This is a genomic window from Klebsiella sp. R445 (genome assembly GCF_051131755.1).
Classification (GTDB): domain Bacteria; phylum Pseudomonadota; class Gammaproteobacteria; order Enterobacterales; family Enterobacteriaceae; genus Klebsiella; species Klebsiella lignicola.
The window spans coordinates 5144940-5159272 of sequence record NZ_CP180446.1 but is presented as its reverse complement, the minus strand read 5'-3'; the positions used below and the strand labels follow the sequence as shown (position 1 = coordinate 5159272).

Below are 14333 nucleotides of genomic sequence, written 5' to 3'. Positions count from 1 at the left end.
ATCACCTTTCAATTCTTATGGGATCGTTAAATTAAAAAACACAACCAACCCTATATTATAATTTCAGGATCACCTATGCCGACACTGCTACTACAATCATTGTTCCCGTTAGTTTTTATCATGCTGCTCGGCTGGCTCAGTGGTAAGTTAGGCTATACCCGGCGCGAAGATGCCTCGGTTTTAGCCACCGTCGTGATTCGGTTTGCCCTGCCGTTCCATCTTTTTATCGGGGCCTTACATACCAATCCCGATAAAATTAAAAACTTCACCTTTATGGCGGTATTAGTCATTGGCTTGATGGGGTCTTACTTCCTCACCCTACTGATCTCCCGCTACGTGTTTCGCCACGATATCAAAACCAGCGCCATTCAATCCCTGGTGTGCGCATTTCCTGATATGGCCTATTTCGGCGCGCCGGTGCTGGCGGTGCTGATCGGGCCTGAAGGTTTTCTCGGTGTGCTTATCGGCAATTTAATCACCAGCGTCTTTATGATCCCGCTGACGATAATCCTGATTCGCATGGGGGACAAAGATTCAGACGCGACCCAGCGTGTTCATGCCACCACGCTGATCCTGCAAAATTTACTCAATGCTGTCAAAAACCCTATTGTCTGGATCCCGATTTCTGGTGTCCTGCTGAGTCTCGCCGGAGTCCAGCTGCCGCATATGCTCAGCATGCCGATTGAAATGGTCGGAAAAATTGCCGGCGGGCTGTCTTTATTTGCTCTGGGCCTGCTGTTTTACGGCGAACGTCCAACGCTGAATATCCAGACCTGCACCAACATCAGTATTAAAAACCTGATTCAACCCGCCATGATGGCTGCCGCTGGCCTGGCTTTTGGCCTCAGCCACACGCTGATGCAACAGGTGATTATTATCGGGGCAACCCCTTCAGCGATCGCCGCCGGTATGTTTGCCCTGCGCAGCGATACCTACATTGAATCCGCTTCATCCTCTATTTTGCTTGGCACCGCCATTGGCGTCGTTACCGAAGGCATCATGATTTATTTTATATCTTAAATATTGCGCCACACCTATATCAGCAAATACCCATGATATTATTTTTAAATAAGATTCAGGAGTCATAACATGTTAGTCACAGAAACCGTATACACTCCCTATAATGGTGCCGTGCTATTAGAAAACCCGCTATTAAATAAAGGGCTGGCATTTACTGAAGGCGAACGTACGGCATTTAATTTACAGGGATTACTGCCGCATAATATCGAAACCATTGAAGAACAGACGGAACGTGCGTGGATGCAGTTTTGCCAGTTCAAACGTGATATTTCCCGGCATATTTATTTGCGGAATATTCAGGATACCAACGAGACGCTGTTTTATCATTTGCTGCGCGATCACATGAAAGAAATGCTGCCGGTGATTTACACCCCCACGGTGGGCGAAGCATGCGAACACTTCTCGGAAATATATCGCCGCGGGCGCGGCCTGTTCATTTCCTGGCCAAACCGCCACCATATTGACGAGATGCTGCAAAGTTTTTCCCGCAACGACATCCAGGTGATTGTGGTCACCGACGGCGAACGGATTCTTGGCCTTGGCGATCAGGGCATTGGCGGCATGGGGATCCCCATCGGCAAGCTCTCCTTGTATACCGCCTGCGGCGGCATTCACCCCGCGTCGACGCTGCCCATCATGCTGGACGTTGGCACCAATAACGAGATACTGCTGGAAGACCCGCTGTATATGGGCTGGCGTCATCCACGAATCAATGACGACCAGTATATTGAGTTTATGGATATGTTTGTCGATGCGGTGAAACAGCGCTGGCCGCACGTCCTGCTGCAGTTCGAAGATTTCGCCCAGAAGAACGCCAGCCGACTGCTTAACCGCTACCGCCACCAGCTGTGCTGCTTCAATGACGATATCCAGGGAACCGCCGCGGTCACCTCCGGTACGCTGATCGCCGCCGCCACCGCTGCGGGTACCCGCATGCGTGACCAGCGGGTAGTGTTCCTCGGGGGCGGTTCCGCCGGGTGCGGGATTGCTGAGAAAATCATTGCCCTGATGGTGGACGATGGCCTGACGGAACGTGAAGCACGCAATAATATCTTCATGGTCGACCGTGCAGGCCTGCTGACGGAAGAGACGCCCGACCTGCTCGATTTCCAGCAAGCCCTCATCACGCCGCGGGAAAACCTCACCCACTGGGATACCGACGGCACCTCTCTGTCGTTGATGGATGTCGTGCGCAACGTCCAGCCAACCGTGCTCATTGGCGTCTCCGGGCAGCCGGGTCTATTTAGTGAAGCGATCATCAAAGAGATGTACCGCCACTGCCCTCGCCCGATCGTGATGCCGCTCTCCAACCCCACCTCGCGCGCGGAAGCGCAGCCGCGCGACCTTCTCGAATGGACCGAGGGAAATGCCTTAATCGCCACCGGCAGCCCATTTGACGCGGTGGTGTATCGAGGGGAAACCCACGAGATTGCCCAGTGTAACAACGCCTACATTTTCCCGGGGCTGGGGTTAGGCATCCTGGCGGCGAAGGCACAGCGCGTCACGGAAGCCATGCTCATCACCTGCAGTAAGACCCTTGCCGCCCATTCCCCGTTAGTCATCACAGGGAAAGGCGGATTGCTTCCGCCGGTGGAGCAGATCGAGATGATTTCCAGAGCCATTGCCATGGACGTGGCTCGGGTAGCCCAACAAGAAGGCGTCGCCCCCGACATCAGCCAGGAGCAGCTGGCCGTCAGTATCGATAAAACCTTCTGGCGAGCGCACTATATCTCGTATAAACGCTCGGCGCTGTAACGCCCTGGGTTAACCCTGCGGGAAGCGCCCTTGCTTCCCGCGAGTTCAAGGAACCGCGCATGTTCAATGTGCTTGTTGTTGATGATGATGCCATGGTTGCCGGGCTAAACCAGCTGTTTATCAGTCGGGTCGCCGACTTTCACTGCTGTGGCATCGCCTCGACGATTGGCGAAGCAGAGCAGATGCTGAGCCAGTTACCGCAGATCGACCTGGTGCTGCTGGATGTCTATATGCAGCATGAAAATGGGCTCAGCCTGCTGCCAGTCCTGCGCGCCAGCGGCCGTCATATCGATACGATCATGATAACGTCCGCCGCCGATGCCTCGACTGTCCAGACGGCGATGCGCTACGGCGTGGTCGATTATTTGATTAAACCGTTTCAGTTTCCGCGCTTTGAGGAGGCGCTGCTGACATGGCGCAAACGCCATATACTTCGGCACGCCAAAAGCTGCTATGTACAATCGGAGGTTGATGATTTACTGCGCAGCAGCCTGCCGCGCCAGGAAGGCAACCGCCGGCTGCCAAAGGGATTAACGCCGCAAACGCTGCGTCTGGTGTGCCGCTGGATTGATGCGCATCAGGCACGCGACTTTTCAACCAATGAACTGGCTGCGGCACTGCATATCTCGCGGGTATCGTGCCGCAAATATCTGATCTGGCTTGAACAGACGGGCATCCTCTATACCACCAACCACTATGGCATGACCGGTCGCCCGGAGTATCGTTACCAGCTGCTCGGCGAGCATGTTGCCCTGCTCAGACAATACAGCCAATGAACCGCGCAGGCCCATTGGCTGTTGTCGATGATGCCAACGGAGTGGCAAACAGGTGCTATTTGTTTTTCGGATACAGCTCTTTGCGCTTATACGGCTCGGTTTCACCCGGCTTACGGGTCTTCAGCAGTTTGAGGATCCAGGTATATTGCTCGGTGTTCGGTTTGACGAAAATCTCCACCTCTTCGTTCATCCGCCGCGCAATCGTCCGATCGTCAGCCTCCAGCAGATCGTCCATCGGCGGGCGTACCAGCACCGTCAGGCGGTGGGTTTTACCATCATAGACCGGGAACAGCGGCACCACACGGGCGCGGCAGACTTTCATCAGCCGGCCAATCGCTGGCAGGGTCGCTTTATAGGTTGCGAAGAAGTCGACGAACTCGCTGTGTTCTGCGCCGTGATCCTGATCGGGCAGATAGTAGCCCCAGTAGCCCTGGCGCACCGACTGAATAAAGGGTTTGATGCCGTCGTTACGGGCATGCATGCGCCCACCGAAGCGGCGGCGAACGGTATTCCAGACATAGTCGAACACCGGGTTTCCCTGGTTATGGAACATCGCCGCCATTTTCTGGCCGCCTGATGCCATTAACATTGCCGGAATATCCACGCCCCAGGCGTGCGGCACCAGGAAGATCACTTTCTCGTTATTGCGCTGCAGCTCGTCGATGATCTCTTTGCCCTGCCAGTCGACGCGGGAGAGAACTCGTTCCGGATCGCGCAGGCCCAGCTCGGCCATCATCACCATTGCCTGCGGTGCAGCCATGTACATGTCATCAATGATGGCTTCGCGTTCTTCTTCGCTTTTTTCCGGGAAGCAGTACAGCAGGTTGATCTGCGCCCGACGGCGCGAGCTCTTCGCCAGTCGACCCACCACACGCCCGAGTTTACCGAGGATCGGATCGCGAAACGCGGGCGGCGTCAGGGCAATACCGGCAAACGCAAAGACCCCTAACCAGGCACCCCAGTAGCGCGGAAGTAAAAAGGATTTCTCAAATGTTGGAATAAATTCACTGTTATTTTTTTTCGTTTCCATGCCCAGTCCACAGCAGTACTAATAAGGGGGGAATCCCGTAAAACGGCATATCGCAGCCACCAGGCCGTAACCCGACGTATTCTGGATATAGTTTAGCGATACGATGGGGAACCTACAAAAGAAAAAGCCGGTGCGTAACGGGCACCGGCTTCGAGTGATGATGGCTTAGTCAAATCGCAGCTGCGGGATGACCTGTTTCACCTGCGCCAGGTAATCTGTACGATCGGAACCGCTCAGACCTTCTGTACGCGGCAGTTTCGCCGTCAGCGGGTTAACCGCCTGCTGGTTAATCCATACTTCATAGTGCAGATGCGGGCCGGTAGAGCGCCCGGTGTTGCCGGACAGCGCAATACGGTCGCCACGTTTAACTTTCTGTCCCGGTTTCACCAGCAGCTTACGCAGGTGCATATAGCGGGTGGTGTAGGTGCGACCATGACGCAAAGCGACATAGTACCCCGCCGCGCCGCTGCGCTTAGCGACCACGACTTCACCATCACCCACCGCGAGAACCGGCGTACCCTGCGGCATCGCAAAATCAACGCCACGGTGCGGTGCGACACGCCCGGTCACCGGGTTCAGACGACGCGGGTTAAAGTTCGAAGAAACGCGGAACTGGCGGGCCGTCGGGAAGCGCATAAAGCCCTTCGCCAGGCCGGTACCGTTACGGTCGTAGAACTTACCGTCTTCGGCGCGGATCGCGAAGTAATCCTTGCCATCCGAGCGCAGACGCACGCCCAGCAGCTGGCTCTGCTCACGCTTGCCGTCAAGCATTTCGCGCGACATCAGAACCGAGAACTCATCGCCTTTTTTCAGCTTGCGGAAGTCCATCTGCCACTGCATTGCTTTAATCACCGCACTGACTTCGGTGCTGGTCAGCCCCGCAGAACGGGCACTGGCGACAAAGCTGCCACCGACGGTGCCTTTCAGCACGCTGTTGACCCAATCGCCGTTTTGCAGCTCACTGCTCATTTTGAAGCCGTTTGCTACCCGGTTATAGGTGCGCGTTTCGCGGCGCGACATCTCCCAGGTCAGGCTCTGCAGATCGCCGTCGGCGGTGAGTGTCCACGACAGTTGTTGACCGATTTTCAGGTTACGCAACGCTTTGTCAGCAGAAGATAGCTGGGCAATATCGCCCATATCAATGCCGTACTGGTTGAGGATGTTGCTCAGGGTATCGCCGGTGGAAACCACGTATTCATGGCCATTGGCGTCGCTATCGGCTTTGTCATCCAGCTCATCCTGAGGAATCGCCTCTTCTTCCTGCGGCGCCTGATCGATAGGTTCAGAAGCTTCCGGCAGCAGCGAACGTATTTCGCTCTTTTCCAGCTCAATTGTCCTGACAATAGGAGCTGATTCCGGATGGTAGATGTAGGGTCGCCAGACGGCGACCGCTAATGTCAGTACGCTCAACGACCCCAGCATGACGCGGTGAGGTCGTGGCAAATTGTTGAATGCCTGAGTGACAGCACGGGCTATCTGTTGCACGTATTCACTTCCTCGTTAATCTCCTTTCAGGCAGCTCGAATACTGTTTCGCCAGTTGTTCCAGGAACTGCGGGTAACTATCTTTACCCAGCTTAATTCCTGTCCCTAACGGATCCAGAGTCCCCATACGCACGGAGGTGCCCCTGGCAACAGCTTCTATAACGGCTGGCCTGAACTGTGGCTCAGCAAAAACGCAAGTCGCTTTTTGCTCAACCAACTGTGTTCTGATTTCGTGTAAACGCTGCGCACCAGGCTGTATTTCAGGGTTAACGGTGAAATGACCAAGCGAAGTCAGACCGTAGTGTTTTTCAAAGTAGCCATAGGCATCATGAAAAACGAAATACCCTTTCCCTTTCAGCGGTGCGAGCTCGTTACTTACCTGTTTATCGGTCGCGGCTAATTGTGCCTCAAACGCGCTCAGGTTTGCGTCAAGCCTGGCTCGACTCTGGGGCATAAGTTCCAATAATTTATCGTGGATTGCAACCGCCGAAAGCCGCGCTATCTCTGGGGATAACCACAAATGCATATTGTAAATACCGTGATGGTGATCGCCGTCACTTTTTTCCCCTGCGCCATGGTCGTGGCCGTGATCGTCATCATCATCATCTGCCCCTTTCATGAGCAGCGGTTTCACCCCATCCAGTTGCGCAATCGTCACCTTTTTATTCGGCGCAATGCTTTGCGTCGACTTATCCATAAACGCTTCCATTTCTGGACCAATCCAGACCACTAAGTCTGCGTTCTGTAAGCGTTTTGCATCGGAAGGTCGTAGGGAATAATCATGCTCTGATGCGCCGTCCGGCAGCAGTACCTGGGTCTCCGTGACCCCCTCAGCGATAGCGGAAGCGATAAAGCCCAAAGGTTTCATCGAGGTAACCACAGCCGCGTTAGCGACGGAGGCGTGGGTGAACAAAAAAACGGCGCTAAGTCCAGCGCAAAGAAGCGTATTTTTATGTAACATAATGCGTCTAATCATCGTAATGAACAAGAAAGATGTGATATTATAACATTCACTGACTTGTGCAACTCCTAATTTGACATGACTAATCTTGTAACGCTGGAAAACGTCTCGGTCGCCTTCGGCCAACGGCGCGTACTGTCTGACATTTCGCTGACCCTAAAACCCGGCAAAATTTTGACCTTGCTCGGCCCCAATGGTGCCGGAAAATCGACCCTTGTGCGGGTGGTTCTTGGACTGGTAGCACCGACCGGCGGTGTTATCAAGCGCGAGAGTCATCTGCGCATTGGTTACGTCCCGCAAAAATTACATCTTGATGCCACGATGCCGCTGACCGTCAGCCGGTTTTTGCGTTTGCGCCCTGGTACGCATAAGCAGGATATCCTGCCGGCGCTGAAACGAGTCCAGGCCGGGCATCTGATTGAAGCCCCGATGCAAAAACTCTCCGGTGGCGAAACCCAACGCGTGCTGCTAGCCCGTGCGCTGCTGAATCAGCCGCAGCTGCTGGTGCTCGATGAGCCAACCCAGGGGGTTGATGTGAACGGTCAGGTCGCCCTGTACGATCTGATTAACCAGCTGCGCCAGGAGCTTGATTGCTCGGTGCTGATGGTCTCTCACGACCTGCATCTGGTGATGGCGAAAACCGATGAGGTGCTGTGCCTGAATCAGCACATTTGCTGCTCCGGTACGCCGGAAGTGGTCTCCATGCATCCGCAGTTTATCTCGATGTTTGGTCAGCGCGGCGCGGAACAGTTGGGTATTTACCGCCATCACCATAATCACCGCCATGACCTGCAGGGGCGGATTGTACTGCGTCGGGGAAATGAGCGCTGATGATTGAATTACTGTTACCCGGCTGGCTTGCCGGGATGATGCTCGCCTGTGCGGCTGGCCCGCTGGGATCGTTTGTGGTCTGGCGCCGCATGTCTTATTTCGGCGATACCCTGGCCCATGCTTCTTTGCTGGGTGTGGCTTTCGGCTTGCTGCTGAACGTTAACCCGTTTTATGCGGTGATCGCTGTCACCCTGATGCTGGCCGCGGGCCTGGTGTGGCTCGAGAAGCGCCCGCATCTGGCGCTCGATACGTTGCTGGGGATTATGGCGCACAGCGCGCTGTCGCTGGGCCTGGTGGTGGTCAGCCTGATGTCGAATATCCGCGTCGACCTGATGGCCTACCTGTTTGGTGATTTGCTGGCGGTGACGCCGGAAGATTTGATCGCTATCGCTATCGGCGTGGTCATCGTGCTGGCGATTCTGCTTTGGCAATGGCGCAATCTGCTGTCAATGACCATCAGTCCTGACCTGGCGTTTGTCGATGGCGTGAAGCTGCAGCGGGTGAAATTGCTGTTGATGCTGGTTACCGCGTTGACCATTGGTGTGGCGATGAAATTCGTCGGCGCATTGATTATTACCTCGCTGCTGATTATTCCGGCAGCAACGGCACGTCGCTTTGCCCGTACGCCGGAACAGATGGCCGGTGTCGCTGTTGGCGTTGGGATGGTGGCGGTTACCGGAGGGCTGACCTTCTCGGCCTTTTATGACACCCCTGCCGGCCCGTCGGTGGTACTGTGCGCTGCGCTGCTGTTTGTCTTCAGCATGATGAAGAAACACAGCGCCTGAACCCGCAGCTTTCCCCGGTAGCACTGGTGCTTACCGGGGAATAAACGCTGAGTTTCCCGGCGTTATGGCATCGCGGGTGGCGTAATGCCGAAGTGGTTCCAGGCGCGTACCGTCGCCATTCGACCGCGCGGTGTACGCTGTAAAAAGCCTTGCTGAATCAGATACGGCTCAAGAACATCCTCGATAGTTTCCCGCTCTTCACCAATCGCCGCCGCCAGGTTATCCAGGCCGACGGGACCGCCAAAGAACTTGTCGATCACCGCCAGCAGCAGCTTACGGTCCATGTAATCGAACCCTTCGGCATCGACATTCAGCATATCCAGCGCCTGAGCGGCAATGTCCATTGAGATGCTGCCATCGTGGCGCACTTCGGAAAAGTCACGAACCCGGCGCAGCAGACGGTTGGCAATACGCGGAGTACCACGCGCGCGACGTGCTACTTCCAGTGCCCCTTCATCGCTCATTTCCAGTCCCATATGCCGGGCGCTGCGGCTCACGATATGCTGCAGGTCAGCCACCTGATAGAACTCGAGGCGCTGTACGATCCCGAAGCGGTCACGCAGCGGCGACGTCAATGACCCCGCGCGCGTGGTGGCGCCAATCAAGGTAAACGGTGGCAGATCGATTTTGATAGAACGCGCCGCCGGCCCTTCACCGATCATAATATCCAGCTGGTAGTCTTCCATCGCCGGATACAACACCTCTTCCACCACCGGGGAAAGACGGTGTATTTCATCAATAAACAGTACGTCATGGGGTTCGAGATTGGTCAGCATGGCGGCCAGGTCGCCCGCTTTCTCCAGCACCGGGCCAGAGGTGGTGCGCAGATTAACGCCCATCTCGTTGGCAACGATGTTGGCCAGCGTGGTTTTCCCCAGCCCCGGTGGACCAAAGATCAGCAGGTGATCGAGGGCATCGCCGCGCAGTTTTGCCGCCTGGATAAAGATCTCCATTTGCGAACGCACCTGCGGTTGCCCGACATACTCTGCCAGCAATTTAGGGCGGATTGCGCGATCGGCCGACTCTTCAAACCCGGTGCTGTCTGCCGATACCAGCCTGTCTGCTTCAATCATCCCTTACCTCACAACGCGGCGCGGAGCGCTTCGCGAATTAGCGTTTCACTGTTGGCATCCGGACGGGCGATTTTGCTCACCATCCGGCTGGCCTCTTGAGGTTTATAGCCCAGCGCCACCAGCGCAGCAACCGCTTCCTGCTCGGCGTCATTATCAGACGGACCGGCCGGCGAAGTCAGCACCAGATCGGCGGCTGGCGTAAACAGGTCGCCATGCAGGCCTTTAAAGCGATCTTTCATTTCGACGATCAGGCGCTCTGCGGTTTTCTTACCGATGCCCGGTAGTTTCACCAGCGCCGCCAGCTCTTCGCGTTCGACGGCGTTGACAAACTGCTGCGCTGACATGCCGGAGAGGATCGCCAGCGCCAGTTTTGGCCCGACGCCATTGGTTTTAATCAGCTCTTTAAACAGGGTGCGCTCCTGTTTGTTATTAAAGCCATACAGAAGCTGCGCATCTTCGCGGACGACAAAGTGGGTAAAGACGATAGCCTCGTTGCCCACTTCCGGCAGTTCATAAAAACAGGTCATCGGCATGTGAACTTCATAGCCCACGCCTCCCGTTTCCAGTAAGACCAGCGGGGGTTGTTTTTCGAGAACGATGCCTCTGAGTCTGCCTATCACATGGTGCTCCTGCGTTAAGGGCTAAAGTATCTGCGGTATCATAAAAAAAGGCTGGATAAATATCCAGCCTGATTTGAGGTTATCGTAGGCGTCCACGCGCCAGATTGAGCCGCGTCTCGCTGATTTGAGCCGCATTCTGACTGACGTGGCAGTGGGTAATGGCAATCGCCAGGGCATCCGCCGCATCCGCCTGGGGATTGGCGGGAAGCTTAAGCAGCGTGCGCACCATGTGCTGCACCTGACTCTTTTCCGCGCTACCGATACCGACCACGGTTTGCTTCACCTGTCGCGCGGCATACTCAAAGACCGGCAGGTCCTGATTTGTCGCCGCAACAATCGCCACACCGCGTGCCTGCCCCAGCTTCAAGGCTGAGTCGGCGTTTTTCGCCATAAACACCTGTTCAATGGCGAAATAATCCGGCTGGAACTGGGTGATGATTTCCGTCACACCAGCATAAATCAGCTTAAGTCGCGACGGCAGGTCGTCAACTTTGGTGCGAATACAGCCGCTGCCAAGGTAACTTAACTGCCGCCCGACCTGGCGGATAACGCCATAGCCGGTGATGCGCGAGCCCGGGTCAATGCCGAGAATAATAGCCATCACGCCTCTCCGGTAATAACTAGCCCCTGAGATCCTGAATATTTCAGTTCACAGTCAGGCGGCCACCCAGCGAATCCCCTGCAACGTAAATTAGCTACGTGACCTGGGACAGCGAGGAGATCCAACACCGCTGTGGGCTGAAAGATTACGGGAATCACAGCGTTGCGGCGACCTCATCAGAGATCTCGCCGTTGTGATAAACTTCCTGCACGTCGTCGCAATCTTCCAGCATATCGATCAGACGCAGCAGTTTCGGCGCGGTTTCCGCATCCATATCGGCTTTCGTCGATGGGATCATGGAGACTTCCGCGGCGTCCGCTTTCAGCCCAGCGGCTTCCAGCGCGTCACGTACGCTACCCATATCTTCCCATGCGGTATAGACGTCGATCGCGCCGTCGTCATAGGTCACCACGTCTTCAGCACCGGCTTCCAGCGCCGCTTCCATAATCACGTCTTCATCGCCAGCTTCAAAAGAGATAACCCCTTTTTTGCTAAACAGATAGGCCACGGAACCATCGGTGCCAAGATTGCCGCCGGTTTTGGTAAACGCGTGACGCACTTCGGCAACGGTACGGTTGCGGTTATCACTCAGACATTCAACCATGACCGCTGTGCCGCCAGGGCCGTAACCTTCATAGATGATGGTTTCCATGTTTGCGTCGTCATCGCCACCGACACCACGCGCGATCGCACGGTTCAGGGTGTCACGCGTCATGTTGTTGGACAGCGCCTTATCAACAGCCGCGCGCAGACGTGGGTTAGAGGCGATGTCGCCGCCGCCCAGACGTGCAGCGGTAACCAGCTCACGAATGATTTTAGTAAAGATCTTACCGCGCTTCGCATCCTGTGCTGCTTTGCGGTGCTTGGTGTTGGCCCATTTACTGTGACCTGCCATAAATAATATCTCCAAAAAAGCCTTTTCCCGACCGCTAAAAGTCCGGGGAAAATTAGTTGGCGTTAATTACAAATTCTTCAATCGCCTGCCGGTTGCTCCACGACTTGGTTAATGCGGCGGCTTCCGTCGCATTAACCCAGCGGTAATCCAGGTGCTCTGTAAAGACAATCTGGCGTTCATGCGGGAGCGCAAGACTGAACCAATATTCAGTATTGCGCTCAACGCCCGGCGCGTAGCGATGACGTAAATGCGAAAATATTTCGAAATCCACCGTGCGCTGACAGTCAATTAAGGCCAGTTGCTCGTGAGCAACGTCAATTGCGACCTCTTCCTTTACTTCACGCACGGCGGCTTGCGCTGCGTTCTCCCCCGCTTCCAGACTGCCGGTAACCGACTGCCAGAAAGCAGGATCGTCGCGTCGCTGCAACATCAGCACCCGCTTCGTATCTTCGGCATAAATGACCACCAGAACAGAAACGGGAAGCTTGAATGACATCTTACTTATTCTCCGGAGACTCTTTTGTCTCTTTCGCCACAACCTGGATACCTAACTCACCCAGAGACGCAGGATTCGCGAAGCTCGGAGCTTCCGTCATCAGACAGGCCGCCGCCGTGGTTTTCGGGAAGGCGATAACGTCACGGATGTTGTCAGTACCGGTGAGCAGCATGGTCAGACGGTCCAGACCGAAGGCCAGGCCTGCGTGCGGCGGGGTGCCGTATTTCAGGGCGTCGAGCAGGAAGCCAAACTTCTCACGCTGTTCTTGTTCATTGATACCAAGAATGCCGAAGACGGTCTGCTGCATGTCGCCGCTGTGAATACGTACGGAACCACCGCCCACTTCGTAGCCGTTGATAACCATATCGTAGGCGTTCGCAATCGCGGTTTCCGGTGCCGCTTTCAGTTCGTCCGCGGTCATGTCTTTCGGCGAGGTGAACGGGTGGTGCATCGCGGTCAGGCCGCCTTCACCATCCTCTTCGAACATCGGGAAGTCGATAACCCACAGCGGTGCCCATTTGGCTTCGTCGGTGATGCTCAGGTCTTTACCCAGCTTCAGACGCAGCGCGCCCAGCGCATCGGCAACCACTTTCTTGTTGTCGGCGCCGAAGAAAATCATGTCGCCATCCTGAGCAGCGGTACGCTCAAGGATTGCTTCAACGATCTCAGCGTTGAGGAATTTTGCCACCGGGCTGTTGATGCCTTCGAGGCCTTTCGCGCGCTCGTTGACTTTCATGTAGGCCAGACCTTTGGCGCCGTAAATCTGCACGAACTTGCCGTATTCATCAATCTGCTTACGGGTCAGTGCAGCCCCACCCGGAACGCGCAGCGCGGCAACGCGGCCTTTGGCGTCGTTCGCCGGACCGGAGAAGACCGCAAACTCAACCGCTTTCACCAGATCGGCAATATCGACCAGTTCCATCGGGTTACGCAAATCCGGTTTATCAGAACCATAACGGCGCTCGGCTTCGGCAAAGGTCATGATCGGGAACGCGCCCAGATCGACACCTTTGACGTCCAGCCACAGCTGATGCACCAGCGCTTCCATCACTTCACGCACCTGCGGCGCGGTCATAAAGGAAGTCTCGACGTCGATCTGGGTGAATTCCGGCTGGCGGTCAGCACGCAGGTCTTCGTCACGGAAGCATTTTACGATCTGATAGTAGCGGTCAAAACCGGACATCATCAGCAGCTGTTTGAACAGCTGCGGAGACTGCGGCAGCGCGTAAAATTTGCCTTTATGAACCCGGGACGGCACCAGGTAATCGCGCGCGCCTTCCGGCGTGGCTTTGGTCAGCATCGGCGTTTCGATGTCGAGGAAGCCGTGATCGTCCATAAAGCGACGCACGAAGCTGGTGATTTTGGCGCGCGTCTTCAGGCGATTAGCCATTTCCGGACGACGCAGGTCGAGATAGCGGTACTTCAGACGCGCTTCTTCGGTGTTAACGTGGTTGGAATCCAGCGGCAGTGATTCTGAACGGTTGATGATAACCAGGTCAGACGCCAGCACTTCGATTTCGCCGGTCGCCATATCAGCGTTGACGTTTTTCGCATCACGCGCACGCACGGTGCCGGTGACTTTAATGCAAAACTCATTACGCAGTTCGGAAGCCAGCTTTAAGGCTTCGGCCGTGTCCGGATCGAAGAACACCTGCACGATGCCTTCGCGGTCACGCATATCGATGAAGATAAGGCTGCCGAGGTCACGGCGGCGGTTGACCCAACCACACAGAGTCACCTGCTGCCCAACGTGGGACTGACGCAGCTGCCCGCAATATTCTGTACGCATGAGATATCCCTTAACTTAGCCGCAGGCGGATTGTAGCCTGCCTCGCAGGCGACGGAGTCGCAGCTTTAGCTGAATGTCACAACTGAATGTGTCACAACTGAATGAAAAAAGGCGGTCATTATAATGGAATTTCCGCCGCACGATAAGCCCGACGCAGTTTGTACGCTGCTTTGCTGTACGCTTATTGTCCGTGCTCACAAAAATTAACAATAATTGT

14 protein-coding genes are annotated in these 14333 nt (G+C 55.4%); 5 read left to right on the top strand and 9 right to left on the bottom strand.

The annotated features are described in order from the left end of the window. Positions 1-75: 75 nt before the first annotated feature. From ACMYSN_RS24280 to dcuR, 3 genes are all read left to right on the top strand, one after another. The gene (locus ACMYSN_RS24280; protein WP_462496459.1) at positions 76-1020 is read left to right on the top strand and encodes an AEC family transporter; all 945 of its coding nucleotides are present in this window, start codon (positions 76-78) and stop codon (positions 1018-1020) included. Between the two features lie 69 nt (positions 1021-1089). After that, positions 1090-2775, top strand: a complete 1686-nt coding sequence (locus ACMYSN_RS24275; protein WP_462496458.1) for an NAD-dependent malic enzyme — start codon at positions 1090-1092, stop codon at positions 2773-2775. Between the two features lie 59 nt (positions 2776-2834). Continuing rightward, a complete protein-coding gene (gene dcuR, locus ACMYSN_RS24270) occupies positions 2835-3551 on the top strand; it encodes a response regulator (RefSeq protein ID WP_462496457.1) in 717 nt (238 codons plus the stop codon). 55 nt (positions 3552-3606) lie between these two features. Here the strand turns inward: dcuR and lpxM are convergent, their stop codons facing one another. From lpxM to znuA, 3 genes are all read right to left on the bottom strand, one after another. After that, the gene (lpxM, locus tag ACMYSN_RS24265; protein ID WP_462496456.1) at positions 3607-4581 is read right to left on the bottom strand and encodes a lauroyl-Kdo(2)-lipid IV(A) myristoyltransferase; all 975 of its coding nucleotides are present in this window, start codon (positions 4579-4581) and stop codon (positions 3607-3609) included. A gap of 165 nt (positions 4582-4746) precedes the next feature. Continuing rightward, positions 4747-6066: a murein DD-endopeptidase MepM gene (gene mepM, locus ACMYSN_RS24260; protein ID WP_462496455.1), complete on the bottom strand. Its 1320-nt coding sequence runs from the start codon at positions 6064-6066 to the stop codon at positions 4747-4749. A gap of 15 nt (positions 6067-6081) precedes the next feature. Then, positions 6082-7026 (bottom strand): zinc ABC transporter substrate-binding protein, encoded by a 945-nt coding sequence (znuA, locus tag ACMYSN_RS24255; RefSeq protein ID WP_462496454.1) that lies wholly within the window; start codon positions 7024-7026, stop codon positions 6082-6084. A 78-nt stretch (positions 7027-7104) separates the two neighbouring features. On the opposite strand from znuA, the gene znuC reads away from it, so the two are divergent. After that, positions 7105-7857, top strand: coding sequence for a zinc ABC transporter ATP-binding protein ZnuC (znuC, locus tag ACMYSN_RS24250; protein ID WP_462496453.1), 753 nt, complete (start codon positions 7105-7107; stop codon positions 7855-7857). Then, entirely contained in the window at positions 7857-8642 is a 786-nt protein-coding gene (gene znuB / locus ACMYSN_RS24245) for a zinc ABC transporter permease subunit ZnuB (RefSeq protein ID WP_462496452.1), read from the top strand. Before znuC ends, znuB begins: the two co-directional genes overlap by 1 nt. A gap of 62 nt (positions 8643-8704) precedes the next feature. Here znuB and ruvB read toward each other — a convergent pair whose 3' ends face one another. From ruvB to aspS, 6 genes are all read right to left on the bottom strand, one after another. Continuing rightward, entirely contained in the window at positions 8705-9715 is a 1011-nt protein-coding gene (ruvB, locus tag ACMYSN_RS24240) for a Holliday junction branch migration DNA helicase RuvB (RefSeq protein WP_462496451.1), read from the bottom strand. Between the two features lie 8 nt (positions 9716-9723). Beyond that, positions 9724-10335 (bottom strand): Holliday junction ATP-dependent DNA helicase RuvA, encoded by a 612-nt coding sequence (ruvA, locus tag ACMYSN_RS24235; protein WP_462496450.1) that lies wholly within the window; start codon positions 10333-10335, stop codon positions 9724-9726. 79 nt (positions 10336-10414) lie between these two features. After that, entirely contained in the window at positions 10415-10936 is a 522-nt protein-coding gene (gene ruvC / locus ACMYSN_RS24230) for a crossover junction endodeoxyribonuclease RuvC (RefSeq protein ID WP_004864044.1), read from the bottom strand. A 154-nt stretch (positions 10937-11090) separates the two neighbouring features. Further along, positions 11091-11831, bottom strand: a complete 741-nt coding sequence (locus tag ACMYSN_RS24225; protein WP_462496449.1) for a YebC/PmpR family DNA-binding transcriptional regulator — start codon at positions 11829-11831, stop codon at positions 11091-11093. Between the two features lie 52 nt (positions 11832-11883). Next, positions 11884-12327, bottom strand: a complete 444-nt coding sequence (nudB, locus tag ACMYSN_RS24220) for a dihydroneopterin triphosphate diphosphatase (RefSeq protein ID WP_462496448.1) — start codon at positions 12325-12327, stop codon at positions 11884-11886. Between the two features lies 1 nt (position 12328). Continuing rightward, the gene (aspS, locus tag ACMYSN_RS24215) at positions 12329-14116 is read right to left on the bottom strand and encodes an aspartate--tRNA ligase family protein (protein WP_462496447.1); all 1788 of its coding nucleotides are present in this window, start codon (positions 14114-14116) and stop codon (positions 12329-12331) included. Positions 14117-14333 lie beyond the last annotated feature (217 nt).

Bases quoted from the DNA above. Each gene is read 5' to 3' on its own strand.
- ACMYSN_RS24280 (WP_462496459.1), top strand. From the start codon at position 76: ATGCCGACACTGCTACTACAATCATTGTTCCCGTTAGTTTTTATCATG.
- ACMYSN_RS24275 (WP_462496458.1), top strand. From the start codon at position 1,090: ATGTTAGTCACAGAAACCGTATACACTCCCTATAATGGTGCCGTGCTA.
- dcuR (WP_462496457.1), top strand. From the start codon at position 2,835: ATGTTCAATGTGCTTGTTGTTGATGATGATGCCATGGTTGCCGGGCTA.
- lpxM (WP_462496456.1), bottom strand. From the start codon at position 4,581: ATGGAAACGAAAAAAAATAACAGTGAATTTATTCCAACATTTGAGAAA.
- znuA (WP_462496454.1), bottom strand. From the start codon at position 7,026: ATGTTACATAAAAATACGCTTCTTTGCGCTGGACTTAGCGCCGTTTTT.
- znuC (WP_462496453.1), top strand. From the start codon at position 7,105: ATGACTAATCTTGTAACGCTGGAAAACGTCTCGGTCGCCTTCGGCCAA.
- znuB (WP_462496452.1), top strand. From the start codon at position 7,857: ATGATTGAATTACTGTTACCCGGCTGGCTTGCCGGGATGATGCTCGCC.
- ruvB (WP_462496451.1), bottom strand. From the start codon at position 9,715: ATGATTGAAGCAGACAGGCTGGTATCGGCAGACAGCACCGGGTTTGAA.
- ruvC (WP_004864044.1), bottom strand. From the start codon at position 10,936: ATGGCTATTATTCTCGGCATTGACCCGGGCTCGCGCATCACCGGCTAT.
- ACMYSN_RS24225 (WP_462496449.1), bottom strand. From the start codon at position 11,831: ATGGCAGGTCACAGTAAATGGGCCAACACCAAGCACCGCAAAGCAGCA.
- nudB (WP_462496448.1), bottom strand. From the start codon at position 12,327: ATGTCATTCAAGCTTCCCGTTTCTGTTCTGGTGGTCATTTATGCCGAA.
- aspS (WP_462496447.1), bottom strand. From the start codon at position 14,116: ATGCGTACAGAATATTGCGGGCAGCTGCGTCAGTCCCACGTTGGGCAG.